Source organism: Streptomyces sp. I05A-00742 (genome assembly GCF_013055795.1).
Taxonomy (GTDB): Bacteria; Actinomycetota; Actinomycetes; order Streptomycetales; family Streptomycetaceae; genus Streptomyces.
On record NZ_JABETO010000014.1, the window covers coordinates 59,192 to 78,437 of the forward strand.

Here is a 19,246-nt window from a genome sequence, read left to right on the forward strand (position 1 = left end):
GGCAACCATCACCACGACGCGACATCCACCACCACGACGCGAGGAGAACAGCCGATCATGAAGCCCCTGCGCCACCCCTCCGCACCGCGCTCATCCGCTCTCCGCTCGTTCGCCCTCCGCACCGGCGTCGTCGCCGGCACGGCCCTGACGGCCGCGGCCCTGCTGACCGTGCCGGCCGACGCCACCGTCGTCGGAACGTACAGCTACCAGAACGCCGCCACCGGCAAGTGCCTGGACGTCCGCGCCGCCTCCAGAGACGACGGCGCCGTCATCCAGCAGTTCAGCTGCAAGAGCGGCGGGCAACAGGACTTCAACACCCGGCCCGAGCTCGGCCAGACCTCCTCCGACGTCCGCGCCCTGCACTCCGGCAAGTGCATCGAGCCCCTGAACGCCCACCCCGGCGGCATCATCATCCAGCGCGGCTGTACCAACTCCTACGCCCAGCGCTGGGAGTTCATCGAACTCGGCAACCAAACCGTCACCATCAAGAACGTCGCCACCGGCCTCTGCCTCGACGACGCCGGCATGCCCTCCGGCAGCCGCCGCGAGGTCCGCCAGGCCACCTGCACCGGCACCGCCGGCCAGATCTGGCAGCGCTACTGAGTTCCCTCCTGACTCCGGGCCACCCCGGCCCGGAGTCGCCCCACCCTGTACGGGCCCGGGCCCGGGCACGAGGCACAGGGCACGCAAAACCGGAATGCCGAGCCCGATTCGCATTTTCCCCGGGCAAGAACCGGACCGTCGGACGCGCCTTCCCGACGGGACCCGGCGGAAAAATACCTCACCCCGGTACCCACACACGCACACGGAATCCCCGCTCACGCATACGGAATTCCCGCTACCCGCACCCGCGCAAAGGAACGCGCCACTCGTTCAAGTGGTGCGGCGAATCGACCGCCCGTCCCGAAGGCGGCGCGGGGTAGCGCCGGGGGCTCCGTGTGCCCTGCCCGAGGCACCCATGGGCGGAGGTGCGAGGTGCCCCGCGGAGGCGCCCGGCACCGCCTCGGGCCAGGACGTACGAGGGGTGCCGGCATGCTGTTCACGGTGGTCCGGCGGGTGGCGTCGTCCGGCTGACCCATATCGGAATATTGGCTTCGACGTGTTCACGGCCATGAAGGCGGCGCGATTCGCCACGGAATTCCTGCGGACGGACACGAAGGCGGAGCAGATCATTCATACCCAGCGCAGACGGCACCGTAGATCTTTTTGTCCACTCAGAGCTCTGTTCAGTTGAACCCGCCGCTTTCCCGGCCTGCTGCCGAGCACTAGCATCCCGCGAAGAAACACCAAGGGAAATCCAGGAAAGAAAACTTTCCACAATTTCAAGGTGAGGGTGAAATGGCGGCACCGCTGGTAAACGCAGACGCCCTGGTCAAAACCGACCGAACCCGGCTGATCCACCCGCATCTGCCCGGTGCCGTCGCCGAGCGCATCATCATGGTGGAGGGTTCCGGCTGCCGGTTGCGCGACGCGCACGGCCGCGAGTACCTGGACGCCACCGGCGGGCTCATGCTGGCGCATGTCGGGCACGGGCGGCGCGAGATGGTCGAGGCGGCCGCCGGGCAGATGGGAAAGCTGGAGTATTTCAGCAGCTTTCACGAGTTCTCCAATGAACCCTCCATCCAGCTGGCGGGCCGGCTCATCGACCTGGCCCCCGCCCCGATGGAGCGGGTGTACTTCACAAGCGGCGGCGCCGAAGCGGTCGACGCCGCGCTGCGGATGGCCCGGCTCTACCACCACCGGCGCGGCCAGCATGAACGGACGTGGGTCCTGGCCCGCAACTTCGGGTACCACGGGGTCACTTACGGCGGCGCCGCGGCCACCGGGATGCCCATGTTCCACCGGGGGTTCGGCCCCATGCTGCCGAACGTCCGGCACCTGACGCCGCCGTTGCCCTTCCACCCGGAGATGTACGGCGGTGAGGACCCCACCGAGTACTGCCTGCGCGAACTGCGGGAGACGATCGAGGAGATCGGCGCGGAGAACATCGCGGTGATGATCGGGGAGCCGATCCTCGGCGTGGCCGGCGTGATCGAACCACCGGCCGACTACTGGCCGCGGGTGCGCGAACTGCTGGCGGCCCACGGGATCCTCCTCATCCTCGACGAGGTCATCACGGCGTTCGGCAGGACCGGTCACTGGTTCGCCTCCGAACGGCTGGGCGTCACACCGGACTTCATCGTCACCGCCAAGGGCCTGACCTCGGGATACTTCCCGATGGGCGCGCTCCTGGTGGCCGATCACGTGGTCGACGTCGTCACCGGGGACGAGGGGTTCCTCGGCGGCTACACCTACAGCGGTCACGCGACCGGCTGCGCGGTGGCGCTGAAGAACCTCGACATCCTGGAGCGGGAGAACCTCCTCGCGGCCGCCGTCGAGGTCGGCGACCACCTCGGCGCGCGACTGCGCCGCCTGGAGGAGCTGCCCATCGTCGGCCAGGTACGGCAGATCGGACTCATGATCGGCATCGAACTGACCCAGGACCCGGCCACCGGCGAACCGCTGTCGGCCGACTGGGTACCGCCCCTGGTCCGGGAGCGCGCCGGGGTCATCATCCGCAACAACCCCAACACCGTCCTGCTCAGCCCGCCCCTGGTGATGAGCCACGACGAAGCCGACCAGGTCGCGGCGGCGGTGTCCGACGTCCTCACCGAGTACGCCGACAAGACGCGCACCAAGGCTGCCGCCGCCGCGCCGGCACCGGCCCTGCCGGTCCTCGACACACCGTGGGACCGGCCGCCCTCGATGCCCGACCTGCTCGCCGCCGCCATGGAATGGCACTTCAACCCCAAAACCGGCTCGCGATTCTGGCTGGAGCGGGCCAAGACCCTCGACTTCGACCCGCGGAAGGACATCCGCACCGAAGCCGACCTGGCGCTGTTCCCGAACGTCGTCGACGAGTTGCGCGACGCCCGCGTGGAGGACCTCGTCCCGCGAGGATACGGAGACGACCCGATCCCGCTGGACATCTTCGAGAGCGGCGGGACGACCGGTGCGCCCAAGCGCATCGTCTGGCTTCCCGACCTCCACGAGCGGCTGATGTCATGGCACAACGGGGTCCTGGACGACCGCGGTGTTCCCCGCGGGGTGAACTGGCTGACGATCGGCCCGAGCGGACCGCACATGTTCGCCCCCACGAGCCGGACGCTGGCGCATCTGCGGGGCGGCATCCCGTTCACCGTGGACCTCGATCCGCGGTGGGTGAAGAAGTGCGTCGCCGAGAGCAGGTCGGAGGAGACGAAGAGGTATCTGGAACACCTCCTCGACCAGGTCGGGGCGATCCTGCGGAGCCAGGACGTCGGCGTCGTCTTCACCACGCCCCCGCTGCTGGAGGCGCTGGCCGGCCACGAGGAGCTGGCCGCGCTCGTCAACCGGAAGGTCCGCACCCTCATCTGGGGCGGCGCCTCCATGAACGTCGACACCCGCGCCCTGTTCCGCACGGAGGTGTTCCCCGACGCACAACTCCTGGGCTTCTACGGGAGCACCATGGTCGGCGGCGGCATGTACGAGCGGGACGGCCTCGCCGAGCACGAGCCGTCCACCTTCGACCCGCCGCACCCGTTCATCAGCATGCGGGTCGTCGACCCGGACACCGGAACGCCCGTGCCCTACGGCGAGCGCGGCCAGGTGGTCATGAACCACGTGAGCCGCAGCATGCTGCTCCCCAACAACCTCGAACGGGACACCGCGCTCCGCGTGCCCCCCGCCGAGGGCTTCGGCGGCGACGCGGTCGCCGACATCCAGCCGGTCCGGACGTTCGACGGCGCCAACGTCGTCGAGGGGGTGTACTGACGATGCCCGGTTCCAAGAGTTCGCCGAGTTCTGCCAACTCCCCCGCACCGATCCCCCTCGACGCCCTCGGCCCCAACGGCCCCTACCGGACGCAGGCGAGGGAGGTCGTCCACGACGTCACCGGACGGCCGGTCGCGGAGCTGAGCGTGGTGCCGCGACTGTACGTGCGACGCGCCCTGGCGGCGCTGCGGCGGGCGGAGACACCGCCGTTGGACGAACGGATACCGGCTCTGGCGGAGGCGGGCCGGCTGTTCGCCGGCGCCACGATCGACGGGATGCCCGTCGAACGGTACGAGCACACCGTCGCCCGGGTCAGCGGCCTGCCCGTCGCGATCGTGCGGCAGGCCACCCGCACCCTGGCGACGGGCCTGGCCGGCGCGTACGGCTTCGCCTGCCAGGCCCGGCCGCGCGGCAGCCGGGACCCGTCGAACGGCGCCGGCACCGCGACGTGGATCCGGCGCGGCGACGTGCTGGCCGTACTCACCGCCGGCAACCACCCCGCCATCCACACCCAGTGGGTGGAGGCGCTGGCCCTCGGCTACCGCGTCGCCCTGCGCCCCTCCCGGCGCGAACCGCTGAGCGCGCACCGGCTGGTCACCGCCCTGCACGAGGCCGGGTTCGGCACGGACCACGTCGTGCTCCTGCCCACCGACCACGGTGTCGCCGACGAACTGGTCACGGGCGGCGACCTGGCCATGGTCTACGGCGGCGACACCGTGGTGGACAAGTACCGGGCCGGCACGACCGTGCTGCCGCACGGGCCGGGGCGGGCCAAGATCCTCATCACCGAGGACACCGACTTCACACGGCATCTCGACACGATCGTCGACTCCATCGGCGCGCAGGCCGGCGCGGGGTGCGTGAACACCACCGCCGTCTTCGTCGAAGGGGACCCCGCACCGGTGGCCGAGGCCGTCGCGGACCGGCTGGCCCGCCTGCCCTCCCTGCCGCCGGAACACGACGGGGCGGCGCTGCCGGTCCAGCCACTGGACGAGGCGCGGAACCTGGAGAAGTACGTGCACTCCGAGGCGGCCGGGGCCACGGCATGGCTCGGCGGCGACACTCTCGTCGACGACCTCGGCGACGGCGCCGCGGTGCTGCGCCCGGCCGTGTTCCAAGTGGACCGCGCCGACGCGCCCCAGACACGCCTGGAAATGCCGTTCCCCTGCGCGTGGATCGCACCGTGGAGCCGGGCCGACGGCTTGGCCCCGCTGCGCGACACCCTCGTGCTCACCGCCCTCACCTCCGACCGGGACCTGGTGGCCCGGCTGCTGCACGAGCCGACCATCCGGAACCTCCACGTCGGCGACCACCCGACCCACGTACTGGTCCCGGGCCTGCCCCACGACGGCTATCTCGGCGAGTTCCTCATGCGGAGCAAGACCTTCACCACCTCCTCGCGCCCCTGACCGGAGCACATCGAGCCGATGCCACCCGTCCCGTCCGCGCCCGCCGGGCGTCAGGCCAGCAGCCGTGCGAACTCGGCCATTTCGGTCTCCGGGTCCACGACGGGCTGGATCACCAGCTCGTCGACTCCCGACTTCTCCAGCGCGTCGATCCGCTCGGTGATCTCGCCTCTGGTACCGACCAGACCGAATCTGTCCACCAGGGAGGGCACGATGAGCTCGCGGTCCCCGGGGAACAGCCGGCCCAAGTAGTTGCGGTAGAGCACCTGGTGAAGCTTGGGATCGGTGGGGGTGGTGCCGCGCAACTGGAGCAGACGGTCGACAGCCGCGGCCTCCTCCGGAGGGAGGGACGCGCGGAAGGCGGGGTTCTCCACGCCGAGGATCAGTGCGCTCAGTGCGATGTGCCCCACCGAGTCCTTGACCGGATCGCCGTAGCGGTCCTCACCGTCGGCGAGGACATGCAGGGAGGACATGAGATACGAACGGGTCTTCCCAGCGCCGCCCGCGTCCCGCGCCGCCGCCCGCCGGGCCTGGCCGAGGGCGGACCAGGCCGCGGGGTCGTGCATCCCGTAGGAGATCAGTCCCGTGCCGAGCCGGCCGGCGACGGCGGCGGCCTTCAGGCCGAACGCGGCCACGACGAACTCCACGGGAGCCTCGGTGTCGACGTACGGCCCGACGTGCAGGAATCGCACCCTGCTGGACCGGGCCCCCTCACGGTAGTCCGCCTCGCGGCCCGCGGTGAGATCCTGCAGGGCGGCCGTGAACGACTCCAGCTCCGCCATCTTCGTGGGCCGCATGCCGAGCGTACGGCGCGCCGTGTTGCCGGTGCCGACCCCGCAGACGATGCGGCCGGGGGCGAGGGCGTTGAGGCTGCTGACGGCCGCCGCCGCGGCGGGCGCGGAACGCAGCGCCGGTGAGGTGACACCGATACCGAGCCTGATCCGGTGGGTGGACCTGGCGCAGAGCGCGAGACACACGAACGGATCGCCGTGGATCATCGGCGTGTCGTACACCCAGAAACTGTCGAAGCCGAGTTCCTCCGCGCGGGCGGCCAGGTCTTCCACACCCGGCCCTGCTGTCATGACGATGCCGGTCCGCATGGCGACTCTCCTCGCCGTCGAGTGAGGTGGCTGAACCACTCCAGTTGCCGTTCGCTGTCGCCCATGGCCAAGATCATGCTCCCCAGCACGCCGGTGGGCCTGCCGCAGCGGTCTCAGGACCGGGAAGGCGCCGCGCGAACACGGGGGAGCTTCGTGCGGAGAACCCGCGGGTGGCACACCAACTGACCACCGGTGAGAAGACGTTGAACCGACTGATCATCACCGGCGAAACGACCGACGGGCCGCCGACCGAGTCCGGGGGTGGACGACGAACGTGGCCTTCCCGCCCCGGCCCGTTTCCACACATCGGACCCCCGGGCACTCCCCCGCACCCGCCCACCTCGGGGAGTCCCGACGGCTCTTCGAGGTCGCGCCACCACTCTTGCCTGACGGAGCCTCAGATGACGCTGCCACCCATCCCCACCCGGAACGACCTCGGCCAGGCCCCGGAAACGACGAAGATCCCGCGCGATCATCATGATCGCCGGGATCTCGCCAACCGCCCCTGATCCAACTCAAGAACGGTTGCAGTGTGGACCTGAGGGGATTTGAACCCCTGACCCCCTCGATGCGAACGAGGTGCGCTACCGGACTGCGCCACAGGCCCTTGCAACGAGTGAAACTCTAGCACCCCGACCGGCGTACAAGAAAATCGCCTGCCGGCCGCCGGCCGGCCGCTCCCGCTGGTCAGCCGCGGGAGAGGGAGGCGGGTGGGGTCACTCGTTGGCGGCGCGGGGGCGGTCGTCGTCGGCGTACTGGTCGAAGAGGGGGGTGCGGCCGCGTTCGCGGGGGCGGCGGCGGGGGCGTGGGCCGCGGCGGTCCTCGGCGGGCTTGCGGTCGAGGGCGGGGCCGGCGGTGCTGGAGCGGGCGGCGCTCCAGGTGTCGGGGGTGCCGAGGTCGGCGGAGTCGCCGGCGCGCGGGGCGACGGGGGCGGTGACGTAGGTGGGCAGCGGGACGGGCACCGGCTCCCAGCCGTCGCCCTCCGTGCCGCGGTCGCGCTGCTGGTCCACCCACTCCGCGTGGTCGGTCTGCTCGACGAGGGCGCGGCGGCCCGCGCTCGGCGACGGGGACGCGGTGGCGGCCCGGGGCTCAGGGGCGGGGGCGACGGGCTCCGGCGCCTGGCGGACGGTGTCGGCGGGGGCGGCGACGGTCGTGGGGTCCGCCGCCTGCTGAGGGCGCGGGCGGCCCTCACGGAGCCGCTGGGCGGCCAGTTCGGCCCGGCGCTGGTCCATGACGAAGGCGAACCGCCGCCGCTCCTGGATGCGCAGGTAGCAGATGTAGGCGCTGAGGAGGACCGCCGGGACGCCGGGGACCCAGAGGAACGCGACACCGCCCACGCCCGCGACGACGGCGCCGAGGGTGAAGGCGAGGAAGAGCAGGACGGTGGTGCGGCGCCGGCGGGCGAGAACCTTCGAGCGGCGGGCGCGTTCGGCCTGACTTGAGGAAGCAGCGGAAGCAGCCGAGGAAGCGGAGGAGGCAGCGGCAGGGGCGCGGTCGGGCGCGGGCGCGCCGGAGGGCCGGGCGGCGACCGTTCCGGTCGCGGCGTCCGGCTCCGGGGCACGCACCGCCGGGGCTTCCCCCTCCGCGTCCGGTGCCGGCCCGTCGGCGGAGCCGCCCGCGGCGCGCTCCAGCTCCTTGGCGTAACGGCGCTCCATCCCCGCCCGTCCGGACAGCAGCCGGATGGCGGTGCTGAAGCGTTCCGTCGGACGGGCTTCGTTGAGCTCGTCCTGCCTACGGAGCCACATCGGCACCAAGTAGGCGGCCCAGGCCCCGACGATGACTGCGTAGATCAGGCCGCTGCTGCTCACACTGCACACCGTAGAGGGGTCCGCTCAAAGGATTCCGCCAATTGGCGCGGTGTGTCGCACGAATCGGCTGATAGCTCGAACTTTTTTTGCGATTGTTGGGTGGGCAAGCGAACACCGGCTGTCATTCGACAGCAGAATTCGAACGTTTATTTCATTTGGCGGGGATGGCGGGACCGGTGCCAGCGGGCCAGCAGCCCGTCCGCCACCTCCTCGGCGGTGAGCGCGTAGACCAGATGGTCCCGCCAGGCCCCGTCGATGTGCAGGTAGCGGGGGCGCAGCCCCTCCTCGCGGAAGCCGAGCTTCTCCACCACCCGGCGGCTGGGCGCGTTCTCGGGGCGGATGCAGACCTCGACGCGGTGCAGGCCCAGGGCGCGGAAGCAGTGGTCGGTGACGAGGGCGACGGCGGTCGGCATGACGCCCCGGCCGGCCACGGCCTCGTCCACCCAGTAGCCGACATGGGCCGAGCACATCGATCCCCAGGTGATGCCGGCCACGGTCAGCTGTCCGGCCAGCTGCCCCCGGTACTCGATCACGAAGGGCAGCATGCGGCCGGCGTGCGCCTCGCCCCGCAGGTGACGGACCATCTGCCGGTAGGTGGGGCGGCGGGCCACGGGGCCGCCGGGCGGGGGCGGCGGGACGGTGGCCTCCCAGGGGCGCAGCCAGTCGCGGTTGCGCCGGTTGACCTCGCGCCAGGCGCGGTGGTCGCGCATACGGATGGGACGGAGCACGACGTCGCCGTCGGCGAGCGCGACCGGCCAGACGTTCATGCCGGGTTCCGGGGGGCGGGCCCGGGGTGGTCACCGCCGTGCAGCTGGTCCACGGCGTGCGGAAGCAGGCGTCCGAGCACGGCCAGGCCGTCCCGGACCCCGCCGGTCGAGCCGGGCAGGTTGACGATCAGGGTGCGCCCGGCGACGCCGGCCAGGCCGCGGGAGAGGGCGGCCGTGGGGACCTTGGCCAGCCCCTCGGCGCGGACGGCCTCGGCGATGCCGGGGACATCGCGGTCGAGGACGGCCCGGGTGGCCTCCGGGGTGCGGTCGGTGGGCGAGATGCCGGTGCCGCCGGTGGTCACCACCACGTCGTACCCGTCCGCGACGGCCGTGCGCAGGGCGGCCTCCACCGGGTCGCCGTCGGGCACCACCCGGGGGCCCGTCACCTCGAAGCCGAGGGCGGCCAGGCCCTCGGCCAGCAGCGGACCGCCCCGGTCCGGGTAGACGCCGGCGGCGGCGCGGTTCGACGCGGTGATCACCAGGGCCCTCATGGCCGCCGCCAGTCGCCGGACCGGCCGCCCGTCTTCTCCTCGACCCGGACGTCCGTGATGACGGCGGCCTTGTCGACGGCCTTGACCATGTCGACGACCGTGAGGGCGGCCGTGGCGACGGCGGTCAGGGCCTCCATCTCGACGCCGGTGCGGCCGGTGGTGCGCACGGTGGCGGTGATCTCGATCGCGTCGTCGGCGAGGGCGAGGTCGACGGTGACACCGGAGAGGGCCAGCGGGTGGCAGAGCGGGATGATCTCCGGGGTGCGCTTGGCGCCCATGATCCCGGCGATGCGGGCGGTGGCGAGGGCATCGCCCTTGGGCAGCCCCTCGCCGCGCAGCAGTTCCACCACGCGCGGCGAGACCAGCACCCGGCCGGTCGCCCGCGCGGTGCGGGCCGTGACCTCCTTGGCCGAGATGTCGACCATGCGCGCCGCCCCCGCGTCGTCGAGGTGGGTCAGACGGGCGGGTGGGGGCTGGGTGCTGCTCATCGTTCTCCCGGTCCGGGTCCAATGCCGCTGGTGGTCTGGGGGTGGAGTGGGGTGCCACCGTACCCGGACCCGGGAGCGGTCAGTCGAGAAGGACGACGTCCACTTCCGCGCCCGCCGGGACGGACGTGGTGTCCTCGGGGACGACGATCAGCGCGTTGGCCCGGGCGAGGGCGCCGACCAGGTGGGAGCCGGCGCCGCCGACGGGGGTGACCCGGCCGTCCTCGTGCCGGCCGCGCAGGTACTGGCGGCGGCCCTCGGGCGAGGAGGCCACGGCCTCGGCGCACTCGGCGCGGACGACGGGCCGGTGGAGCGGTTCGAGGCCCATCATGGCGCGGACGGCGGGCCGGACGAAGAGCTCGAAGGAGACGTAGGCGCTGACGGGGTTGCCCGGGAGCGCGAAGAGGGGCGTGCGGTCGGGGCCGAGCCGGCCGAAGCCCTGCGGCTTGCCGGGCTGCATGGCCAGCCTGCGGAACTCGACGCGGCCCTCGTCGCCGGTCAGCCCGGTGAGCGCCTCCTTGACGACGTCGTAGGCGCCGACGCTCACCCCGCCGCTGGTGACGATGGCGTCGGCGCGGACGATCTGGTCCTCCAGGGTGGCGCGCAGCGTCGCGGCGTCGTCCTCGACCGCGCCGACCCGGTAGGCGAGGGCCCCGGCGTCGCGGGCGCAGGCGGCGAGGAGGTAGCTGTTGGAGTCGTGGATGCGGCCGGGGGCCAGGGGGGTGCCGGGCGGGACGAGTTCGCTGCCGGTCGAGAGCACGACGACGCGGGGACGGGGGCGCACGGTGACGGTGGCGCGGCCGATGGCGGCCAGCAGGCCGAGCTGGGCGGGGCCCAGGACGGTGCCCGCGGCGAGGGCGAGGTCGCCGGCGGCGACGTCGCTGCCGCGGGGGCGCACATGGGCGCGGGCGGCGGCCGGGCGGTGGACGCGGACCGTGCCGAGGGGGGCCGCCCCGGGGGACTCCTCCGGCCCGGGGCGGCGGGCGGACATGGTGGTGGCGGGGCCGCCGCCGAGGCCGCCGTCGGTCCACTCGACGGGGACGACCGCCTCGGCACCGGGCGGCAGGGGCGCCCCGGTCATGATGCGGGCGGCCTCGCCGGGCCCGACGGTGGGGAGCTCGTCACCGCCCGCCGCGACGTCGCCGACGACGGTGAGCACCGCCGGGAACTTCTCGCTGGCGCCCGCCACGTCGGCGGTGCGGACCGCGTAGCCGTCCATGGAGCTGTTGTCGAAGGGCGGCAGGGCGACGGGGACCGTGACGTCCTCGACGAGCACGCAGCCCTGGGCGTCGAGCAGTTGCAGCTCGATGGGCTCCAACGGCCGGACCCTGCGCAGGATGTCGGCGAGGTGCTCGTCCACGGACCAGAGGCGGTCCGTGCCGGACGGGGCCACGGCGGTGTCGCTCACGGGGCTACATCTCCTCGGTGACGTACCTTCGAAGCCAGGCCCGGAAGTCCGGTCCCAGGTCTTCACGTTCGCATGCCAGTCTGACAATGGCACGCAGGTAGTCACCACGGTCACCGGTGTCATAACGGCGTCCCTTGAACACCACGCCGTGCACCGGTCCGCCGAGGCCGGGTTCCGCGGCGAGGGCCTGGAGGGCGTCGGTGAGCTGGATCTCGCCGCCGCGGCCCGGCGGGGTCTCGCGCAGCACGTCGAAGATCGCGGGGTCGAGGACGTAGCGGCCGATGACGGCGTAGTTGCTGGGCGCCTCGGCGGGGTCGGGCTTCTCCACCAGCCCGGTGACCTCGACGACGTCCTCGGCGTCGGTGGGCTTGACCGCCGCGCAGCCGTAGAGGTGGACCTGGGAGGGGTCGACCTCCAGGAGGGCGATCACACTGCCGCCGGACCGCCGCTGGATGTCGACCATGCGGGAGAGCAGGGCGTCCCGCTCGTCGATCAGGTCGTCGCCCAGCAGGACGGCGAAGGGCTCGTTGCCCACGTGCGGGGCGGCGCAGAGCACGGCGTGGCCGAGGCCCTTGGGGTCGCCCTGGCGCACGTAGTGCATGGTGCCCAGGTTGCTGGACTCCTGGACGCGGGCGAGGCGGGAGGCGTCGCCCTTGCGGCGCAGGGCCTCCTCCAGCTCGTAGTTCCGGTCGAAATGATCTTCCAGGGGGCGCTTGTTGCGGCCCGTGATCATCAGGACGTCCGTGAGGCCCGCGGCGACCGCTTCCTCCACCACGTACTGGATCGCCGGCTTGTCGACGACCGGCAGCATCTCCTTGGGCGTGGCCTTGGTCGCCGGGAGGAACCGGGTACCCAGGCCGGCGGCAGGGATGACAGCCTTGCTGATCCGAGGTCGCGCGTGAGTCATGGGGCGAACACTATCCGTTGCGATTGAGTGGAAGATGCGGCTCCACCGAGTATGAACCGAGAAAAGGAGTTTGTACGAACAATGGGCAAGTCAGATGTCGCCAAGGCCGACTTGCGGCGAACTCTCCTGGACCGGCGCGCGGCCCTGAGCGCCCCGGCCGTCCAGGGGGCGCAGGAAGCGCTGGGCGGGCGCGCGCTGGACCTCCCGGAGCTGACGGACGCCGGGACGGTCGCGGCCTACGTCTCGGTCGGCCGGGAACCGGGCACCCGCGCGTTGCTGGAGGCGCTGCGCGGACGGGGCGTCCGGGTGCTGCTGCCGGTCCTGCTGCCCGACAACGATCTCGACTGGGGGGTCTACCGCGGCCCGGAACACCTGGTCCGGGCGGGCCGCGGGCTGCTGGAACCCGACGGGCCCCGGCTCGGCCTGGAGGCCGTCACCGAGGCGCGGGCGGTGCTGCTGCCGGGGCTGGCCGTGGACGGCCGGGGCATGCGCCTGGGGCGCGGGGGCGGCTCGTACGACCGCGTACTGGCGCGCCTGGAGCGCGCGGGCGCGACGCCTGCCCTCGTCGTGCTCCTGTACGACGACGAGGTGGTCGCGCGGGTCCCGGAGGAACCGCACGACCACCCCGTGCACGCCGTGGTCACCCCTGGCGGGGTACGGCGGTTCGCCATGCCGTGATCCCGGCGGCCGGCGCCGCCGCCGGGACGGACGGATGCCGTCCTGGTCACAGCGTCACCGGCTCGGAGCGTCACCCGCTCACGGCGTCAGCGTGAGCGTGTTCTCCGTCCCCTTCTTGACCGCGCCCGGGCTGAAGGCCCACGGCAGCAGTTCGCCCTTGGCCCACTTGTCCGTCTGGTCGTAGTAGTGGGCGTGGTAGGCGTGGCCCGAGGCGCCGGTGAGGTTGATCCACCGCGACTTGTCGAGGTCGGCGAGGTTCACGACCATCCGCATGGACGGCACCCAGACCACGTCGTAGCCGCCCGCCGCGTTCCAGCCCGCCGCGTTGACCGCCGCCTCGCCGCCGGCCAGGTTCCAGGGGCCGCGGTTGAGCATCCAGCGGACGACGGCCGGACCCTCCTTGCCCAGGGTCTGGTTCTTCAGGTTCAGCTGGTGCAGCCGGCCCCAGCTCCAGGACGTGACGTCCTTGCCGAGCTTGGAGGTCAGCTCCCAGCGCGCGTCCTTCATGGCGCGGGCCAGCAGCTCGTCCCGGTTCTTGGCGCCGTTGCGGCCGCTGGTCTTCCACCAGTCGTTGTCCGGCTTGTCGAGGATGGAGCGGACCACCTCGAACCAGCGGTCGCCGCCGTCGGGCTGCGCCGCGTTCGGCTCGCGCTCGCCGCACTCGGTGACCAGACGGGTCTTGCCGTCCAGGTCCTCCCTGGGCCCCGAGTCGTTGGCCGGGCGCACCCGCAGGCACTGGCCCTTGACGCGCAGCTCCTTGGGGAGCTTGTTGCCGAAGGCGAGCTTGAGGGTGTTGCGCCAGACGGCGTTGAAGTAGGCGGCGGCGGCCGAGTCGGCGTCCTGGTGGTAGTCCCAGTCCTTCAGCAGGTCCTGGGCCTCGCGCAGGTACTTCGTCTCGCGCTCGTTGGGACCCTTGAGCTTGATCTTGAGCAGGTAGGGCGTCAGGAGCTTGCCGATCTCGCTGGCGTTGTCCATCTGCATCTTCTGCATGTCGTCCGTCGAGATCTTCCCGCCGTCCTTGATCTTCGACTGGATGAGCTCGTTGATGCGCTGGCTGCGGGTGCCGTAGCCCCAGTCCGAGGTGAGCGCGAAGGGGTACTTCTTGTCGATCACCGGCTGGTTGGCGCTCACGATGTAGCCGCGCTTGGGGTCGTAGTCCCAGGGCAGGGCGGCCTGCGGCACGAAACCCCTCCAGCGGTAGGACGGGTCCCACCCCGGCGCCGGGAGGCGGCCGTCGTGCTTCTTGGAGCGCACCGGGATCAGACCGGGGGCCTGGTAACCGATGTGTCCCTTGGTGTCCGCGTAGATCAGGTTCTGCGAGGGGACGGCGAAGTCGAACGCCGCCTTGCGGAAGGACTCGAAGTCGGTGGCGCGGTCCAGGCTGAAGACCGCGTCCATGGTCTTCCCCGCCTCCAGGGCCGTCCACCGCAGCGAGACGGCGTAACCCTCGGCCCGGTCGGGGGCGGAACCCTTGACCGGCGCGTCCTGGCCGACCTTGCCCAGCTCGTCGTTGCGGTCGGAGACGAGGGGCCCGTTCTTGGTCTCGCGGATGGTGAACTCGCGGTCCTTGCCGCCCGCGACCTTCACGGTCTCCTTGCGGGTGGTGAGCTTCTGCTCCTTGCCGCCGTACTGGTAGGTGCCGTTGGCGTTGACCTTCTCCAGGTAGAGGTCGGCGGCGTCGGCGCCCAGTTTGGTCATGCCCCAGGCGATGTCCTTGTTGTGGCCGATGACGACGCCGGGCATACCCGCGAAGGTGTAGCCGGCGACGTCGAACGGGCACTGCGCGCTGGTCTTCGTGCAGTGCAGGCCCATCTGGTACCAGACGGAGGGAAGCTGCGGCGCGAGGTGCGGGTCGTTGGCCAGCAGCGGTTTGCCGGTGGTCGTGTACTGGCCCGAGACGACCCAGGAGTTGGAGCCGATGCCGTTGCCGCTGGGGCCGAGCAGGGCGGGGAGCTGGTCGATCGTCTTCGACAGCGACGACAGGCCCGTGTGCAGCCCGCCGGTCGCGGCACCGCCGGTTCCGTTGCCGGTGCCCTTGTTGGACGTACCGCCCCGGGTGCCCGGAGTCCCCTGCGTCCCTTGCGCCCCGGGCGTCCGCTGGGCCCCGGGCTGCTGGGCCCCCGGCGTGCCCTGAGTCCCTTGAGTCCCCTGGGACCCGGTCTGCGACGAGGGAGCCGGCGTGCCCTTGGGGTCGAAGGTCTTGCCGAGCGCGTCAAGGGCGCCGCCCTCGACGACCGGCTTGTTCCGCGCGTACGGGTAGGCCGGGTACAGCTGGTCGATCTGCTTCGGGTCCAGCCGGGTGGCGGCGAGGGAGCGGTCGATCTCGTCCCGCATGTTCGACCGCAGGTCCCAGGCCATCGCCTTCAGCCAGGCGACGGAGTCGACCGGCGTCCACTTCTCCGGCTTGTAGTCGTTCTCGAACTCCAGGGCCGCGTACTCGACGGACAGCGACTTGCCCTGGTGGTCCTTGAGATAGGCGTTGACCCCGTCCGCGTACGCCTGGAGGTACTTCTTGGTCTCCGGCGAGAGCTTGGTGTCGTACTCCTGCTGCGCGACCTTGCGCCAGCCCATGGTGCGCACGAAGGCGTCGGTCTCCACCTGCCCGGACCCGAACATCTCGGAGAGCCGTCCGGCCGTCAGATGGCGCCGGACGTCCATCTCCCAGAACCGGTCCTGCGCCTGGACGAAGCCCTGGGCGCGGAACAGGTCCTCGGCGTCGTCCGCGTAGACCTGGGGGATCCCGTTGCCGTCCCGCTCGACCTTGACCTGTCCCTTCAGGCCCTTGAGCGTGAGCGTTCCCGAGGCCGTCGGGAACGAGGCGCGGACGGTGCTGACGCTCCAGTACGCCCCATATCCGACGCCTGCCACGAGCAGCAGCACGAGGCAGATCACGATCAGGCGAGCGCGTCGCCCCTTCCTCTTTTTCTTGCCGGAAGGGCCGGTGTTGTTGGGGGGCATCGCTGTCCTTCGCGGGGCCGGGTGGTCCTGGAGTGCTGGAAGCAACCATAGGCGCAGGGCGCCCGGCGGCCGGACGCGGAGTCGTCACCGGGGTCCGGCACCTGGTCGCCGATCGGTCGCCGAACAGTCACCAAACGGACGTCCGGCGATCGCCCGGCGAACCGAACCGCGTTAAGAACCCGTAAAATATTAGGAGAGGCAATGAAGTTCCGGTCATCCGCAGGAACGTTCCTGCGGACACCGGCCGGAGTTCTAGTGATGGGAGCGGCCCCTGACTGTCCACCACCTCAACGAACTCATGCTCGTCTGCTCGCTCGTCCTGCTCGTCGCGGTGGCGGCGGTACGGGTCTCCTCCCGCAGCGGGCTGCCCAGCCTGCTCGTCTATCTCGGCATCGGCGTCGCGATAGGCCAGGACGGCATCGGCGTCTCCTTCGACGACGTCGGTCTGACCCAGGTCATCGGTTACGCCGCGCTGGTCGTGATCCTGGCCGAGGGCGGTCTCGGCACGAAGTGGCAGGAGATCAAACCCGCCCTGCCCGCCGCCGCGGTCCTCTCCACCTTCGGTGTCGCGGTGAGCGTGGGGGTCACCGCGACCGCCGCCCACTACCTGGCCGGCGTGGACTGGCGGCAGTCCCTGATCATCGGCGCGGTCGTGTCCTCGACGGACGCCGCGGCCGTCTTCTCCGTCCTGCGCAACGTCCCCCTCCCCTCCCGGCTCACCGGCGTCCTGGAGGCGGAGTCCGGCTTCAACGACGCCCCCGTCGTCATCCTGGTCGTCGCGTTCTCGGCCGCCGGGCCGGTCGAGCAGTGGTACCTGCTGCTCGGCAAGATCGCCCTGGAGCTGGCCATCGGCGCGGCCGTCGGTCTGGCCATCGGCTTCCTCGGCGCGTACGGCATGCGGCACGTGGCCCTGCCCGCCTCCGGCCTCTATCCGATCGCCGTGATGGCGATCGCGACCGTCGCCTACGCGGGCGGCGCGCTGGCCCACGGCTCCGGCTTCCTCGCCGTCTACCTGGCCGCCCTGATACTCGGCAACGCGAAACTGCCGCACTGGCCGGCCACCCGCGGCTTCGCCGAAGGGCTCGGCTGGATCGCCCAGATCGGCATGTTCGTCCTGCTCGGCCTGCTGGTCACCCCGCACGAGCTCGGCGACGACATCATCCCCGCGCTCGTCGTCGGCCTGGTCCTGACGATGATCGCCCGACCCGTCTCGGTCTTCCTCAGCACGGCGCCGTTCCGTACACCCTGGCGGGAGACGACCCTGCTCTCCTGGGCCGGGCTGCGCGGTGCGGTGCCCATCGTGCTGGCCACCATCCCGATGGTGGCGGCCGTGCCCGACAGCCGGCGGATCTTCAACATCGTCTTTGTGCTGGTGATCGTCTACACCCTGGTCCAGGGCCCGACGCTGCCCTGGCTGGCCCGCCGCCTCGGACTGGGCGAGAACGAGCCCCTGGACCTGGGCATCGAATCGGCGCCCCTGGAGCGGCTGCGCGGACACCTGCTGTCCGTCGCCGTCCCGGAGGGCTCCCGGATGCACGGCGTCGAGGTCTCCGAGCTCCGGCTGCCCGCGGGATCGGCCGTCACCCTCGTCGTACGGGAGGGGACGAGCTTCGTCCCGTCCCCGTCGACGGTGCTGCGGTACGGGGACGAACTGCTGGTCGTGGCCACCGACCCGGTGCGCGACGCGGCCGAGAGACGGCTGCGCGCGGTCGGCGAGGGCGGCAAGCTGGCCGGCTGGCTGGGCACCTCGTCAGGGAAGGCCGGTACGGCCGGGACGGCCGTGACCTCGGGGAAACCCGCGCGGAAGCGAGCGGCAGGTATGGTAGGGAAGAAGTAGGTTCTTCGTATGTTCCTCCGGCTCCTGCCGGAGGACCCCCGCCGGGTGTCTCCCGCGGGCCCGGAGACCTGCCCCTCTGCCCGTACGACTTCTGTCCGTATTACTACTGAACACACCGAACCATCTCTGCCTGATGCAGGGCTGGCGCGACCGCACGGCGGCCGCGGTCGCGTATCACGAGGCGGCCGGATCGGCATCTACCACGGTCCTGCGCGAGAGGACAGCTCTCGGCGCGCTCCGTGGCGGCGTTCCCGTGCGGGGTGTGCTACCAGGCGGCGGAAAGGCAAGGACCGTGGCGACCACGGTCAATGACTCCGCCGGGGCCCGTCCCGGGTACGGCCAACTGCTGCGCACGCGCGGCGCCTGGACGTTCCTGCTCCCCGGCTTCCTGGCGCGGCAGCCGTTCGCGATGCTGACCATCGGCATCCTGCTGCTCGTCCAGAACACCACCGGCTCGTACACCACGGCGGGCGCCGTCTCGGCGACCGCCGGTGTCTCGATGGCACTGTTCGCCCCACAGGGCGGCAAGCTCGCGGACCGCTTCGGACAGGCCGCGGTGCTGCTCCCCGGCATCGTGGTGCACGCCGCGGCGATCTCGCTGCTCATCACGCTGGCGCTGTCCCACGCGCCGCTGTGGGCGCTGTTCCTCGCGGCCGTGCCCGCCGGCGCGTCCACCCCGCAGATAGGCCCGATGGTGCGGGCGCGCTGGGCGGCCAAGCTGGAGGGCTCGCCGCTCATGGCGACCTCGGCGGCCTTCGAGTCCGTCACCGACGAGTTCACATTCGTGATCGGCCCGGTGCTGGCCACCGCGCTCTGCACCGGCGTCCACGCGTCCGCCGGTCTGATCGCCGAGGCGGTGCTCACGGTCGTCGGCGGTCTGCTCTTCGCCACCCGGCGCGGCACCCAGCCGTCCCCCGGCCGGGACGCGTCCGGCGCCCGTGAGAAGGGCGCCTCCGCCCTCTCCGTCCCGGGCGTCCGGGTGCTCGTCTTCGTCTTCCTGGGCATCGGCTCGGTCTTCGGCGGCATGCAGATGACCCTGACCGCCTTCACCAAGGAGATCGGCGAGCCGGGCATCAACGGTCTGCTCTACGGCGCCTTCGCGGCCGGGAACATGATCGCGGGCATCGTCTGCGGCACCGTCGCCTGGCGCAGCACCCCGCAGCGCCGGCTGCTCCTCGCGTACCCGCTGCTGGCCCTGGCCACCACGCCCCTGTGGGCGGTGCACGCGGTGCCGCTGCTGGGCGGGCTCGGCCTGGTCGTCGGCCTCTGCATCGCCCCGGCGCTGATCACCGGCTACACCCTGGTCGAGTCCCTGGTCCCGGCGCGGGCCCGGACGGAGGCGTTCACCTGGCTGACCGGCGCCGTGGGCCTGGGCCAGGCCGCCGGCTCGACGGTGGCCGGACGCCTGGTCGACGCGCACAGCGCCAACACGGGCTTCTTCGTCCCGCTGGGCGGCACCGCGCTGGCACTGGTGGTGCTGCTGTTGCTGCGCAGCAGGCTCACTCCGGACGCCTCCGCCTCGCGGATCGTCGGGCGTGGGGTCGGTCACCGCGAGCCCGTCTCGGTGGACTGAGGCGCAGGAATACTGCACTATGGACCATCGTTAGCA

At 71.7% G+C, this 19,246-nt stretch carries 14 protein-coding genes and 1 tRNA gene; 6 read left to right on the forward strand and 9 right to left on the reverse strand.

Going from position 1 to position 19,246, the window contains the following annotated elements:
• The first annotated feature begins 57 nt into the window (after positions 1-57).
• The 3 genes from HN013_RS15795 to HN013_RS15810 all read left to right on the forward strand — a co-directional run bounded on the left by HN013_RS15795 (position 58) and on the right by HN013_RS15810 (position 5,201).
• Complete coding sequence (locus HN013_RS15795) at positions 58-603, forward strand: RICIN domain-containing protein (RefSeq protein ID WP_171166779.1); 546 nt, start codon at positions 58-60, stop codon at positions 601-603.
• Positions 604-1,338: 735 nt separating this feature from the next.
• The gene (locus HN013_RS33935) at positions 1,339-3,792 is read left to right on the forward strand and encodes an aminotransferase class III-fold pyridoxal phosphate-dependent enzyme (protein WP_312018616.1); all 2,454 of its coding nucleotides are present in this window, start codon (positions 1,339-1,341) and stop codon (positions 3,790-3,792) included.
• Between the two features lie 2 nt (positions 3,793-3,794).
• Entirely contained in the window at positions 3,795-5,201 is a 1,407-nt protein-coding gene (locus tag HN013_RS15810; RefSeq protein WP_171166780.1) for an aldehyde dehydrogenase family protein, read from the forward strand.
• 50 nt (positions 5,202-5,251) lie between these two features.
• Here the strand turns inward: HN013_RS15810 and HN013_RS15815 are convergent, their stop codons facing one another.
• From HN013_RS15815 to galU, 8 genes are all read right to left on the reverse strand, one after another.
• The gene (locus HN013_RS15815) at positions 5,252-6,298 is read right to left on the reverse strand and encodes an LLM class flavin-dependent oxidoreductase (RefSeq protein ID WP_171166781.1); all 1,047 of its coding nucleotides are present in this window, start codon (positions 6,296-6,298) and stop codon (positions 5,252-5,254) included.
• A gap of 533 nt (positions 6,299-6,831) precedes the next feature.
• Positions 6,832-6,905, reverse strand: a tRNA-Ala gene (locus HN013_RS15820).
• 109 nt (positions 6,906-7,014) lie between these two features.
• Positions 7,015-8,106, reverse strand: coding sequence for a gephyrin-like molybdotransferase receptor GlpR (glpR, locus tag HN013_RS15825; protein WP_171166782.1), 1,092 nt, complete (start codon positions 8,104-8,106; stop codon positions 7,015-7,017).
• A gap of 146 nt (positions 8,107-8,252) precedes the next feature.
• Positions 8,253-8,873, reverse strand: a complete 621-nt coding sequence (locus HN013_RS15830; RefSeq protein ID WP_171166783.1) for a GNAT family N-acetyltransferase — start codon at positions 8,871-8,873, stop codon at positions 8,253-8,255.
• A complete protein-coding gene (locus tag HN013_RS15835; RefSeq protein ID WP_283247563.1) occupies positions 8,870-9,364 on the reverse strand; it encodes a molybdenum cofactor biosynthesis protein B in 495 nt (164 codons plus the stop codon). The genes HN013_RS15830 and HN013_RS15835 overlap by 4 nt, the downstream gene beginning before the upstream one ends.
• The gene (gene moaC, locus HN013_RS15840) at positions 9,361-9,852 is read right to left on the reverse strand and encodes a cyclic pyranopterin monophosphate synthase MoaC (RefSeq protein WP_171166784.1); all 492 of its coding nucleotides are present in this window, start codon (positions 9,850-9,852) and stop codon (positions 9,361-9,363) included. The genes HN013_RS15835 and moaC overlap by 4 nt, the downstream gene beginning before the upstream one ends.
• Positions 9,853-9,931: 79 nt before the next feature.
• Entirely contained in the window at positions 9,932-11,257 is a 1,326-nt protein-coding gene (glp, locus tag HN013_RS15845; RefSeq protein ID WP_171166785.1) for a gephyrin-like molybdotransferase Glp, read from the reverse strand.
• A 4-nt stretch (positions 11,258-11,261) separates the two neighbouring features.
• Positions 11,262-12,164 carry a UTP--glucose-1-phosphate uridylyltransferase GalU gene (gene galU / locus HN013_RS15850; RefSeq protein ID WP_171166786.1) on the reverse strand — a complete coding sequence of 301 codons (903 nt, stop codon included), beginning with the start codon at positions 12,162-12,164 and terminating at the stop codon, positions 11,262-11,264.
• A gap of 81 nt (positions 12,165-12,245) precedes the next feature.
• Here galU and HN013_RS15855 point away from each other — a divergent pair, with 81 nt between their 5' ends.
• Complete coding sequence (locus HN013_RS15855) at positions 12,246-12,842, forward strand: 5-formyltetrahydrofolate cyclo-ligase (RefSeq protein WP_171166787.1); 597 nt, start codon at positions 12,246-12,248, stop codon at positions 12,840-12,842.
• 78 nt (positions 12,843-12,920) lie between these two features.
• On the opposite strand, the gene HN013_RS15860 is transcribed toward HN013_RS15855, so the two are convergent.
• Positions 12,921-15,800, reverse strand: a complete 2,880-nt coding sequence (locus HN013_RS15860) for a penicillin acylase family protein (RefSeq protein ID WP_171166788.1) — start codon at positions 15,798-15,800, stop codon at positions 12,921-12,923.
• A 298-nt stretch (positions 15,801-16,098) separates the two neighbouring features.
• Here HN013_RS15860 and HN013_RS15865 point away from each other — a divergent pair, with 298 nt between their 5' ends.
• Together HN013_RS15865 and HN013_RS15870 are read left to right on the forward strand one after the other, a co-directional pair.
• The gene (locus tag HN013_RS15865; protein ID WP_249375052.1) at positions 16,099-17,637 is read left to right on the forward strand and encodes a potassium/proton antiporter; all 1,539 of its coding nucleotides are present in this window, start codon (positions 16,099-16,101) and stop codon (positions 17,635-17,637) included.
• 292 nt (positions 17,638-17,929) lie between these two features.
• Positions 17,930-19,210, forward strand: coding sequence for an MFS transporter (locus HN013_RS15870; protein ID WP_171166789.1), 1,281 nt, complete (start codon positions 17,930-17,932; stop codon positions 19,208-19,210).
• Positions 19,211-19,246: the final 36 nt, after the last annotated feature.

Coding starts and splice junctions, on each gene's coding strand:
- HN013_RS15815 (WP_171166781.1), bottom strand. CDS start 6,298: ATGCGGACCGGCATCGTCATGACAGCAGGGCCGGGTGTGGAAGACCTG.
- HN013_RS15855 (WP_171166787.1), top strand. CDS start 12,246: ATGGGCAAGTCAGATGTCGCCAAGGCCGACTTGCGGCGAACTCTCCTG.
- HN013_RS15830 (WP_171166783.1), bottom strand. CDS start 8,873: ATGAACGTCTGGCCGGTCGCGCTCGCCGACGGCGACGTCGTGCTCCGT.
- HN013_RS15835 (WP_283247563.1), bottom strand. CDS start 9,364: ATGAGGGCCCTGGTGATCACCGCGTCGAACCGCGCCGCCGCCGGCGTC.
- moaC (WP_171166784.1), bottom strand. CDS start 9,852: ATGAGCAGCACCCAGCCCCCACCCGCCCGTCTGACCCACCTCGACGAC.
- galU (WP_171166786.1), bottom strand. CDS start 12,164: ATGACTCACGCGCGACCTCGGATCAGCAAGGCTGTCATCCCTGCCGCC.
- HN013_RS15795 (WP_171166779.1), top strand. CDS start 58: ATGAAGCCCCTGCGCCACCCCTCCGCACCGCGCTCATCCGCTCTCCGC.
- HN013_RS15810 (WP_171166780.1), top strand. CDS start 3,795: ATGCCCGGTTCCAAGAGTTCGCCGAGTTCTGCCAACTCCCCCGCACCG.
- HN013_RS15865 (WP_249375052.1), top strand. CDS start 16,099: ATGCTCGTCTGCTCGCTCGTCCTGCTCGTCGCGGTGGCGGCGGTACGG.
- HN013_RS33935 (WP_312018616.1), top strand. CDS start 1,339: ATGGCGGCACCGCTGGTAAACGCAGACGCCCTGGTCAAAACCGACCGA.
- HN013_RS15860 (WP_171166788.1), bottom strand. CDS start 15,800: ATGCCCCCCAACAACACCGGCCCTTCCGGCAAGAAAAAGAGGAAGGGG.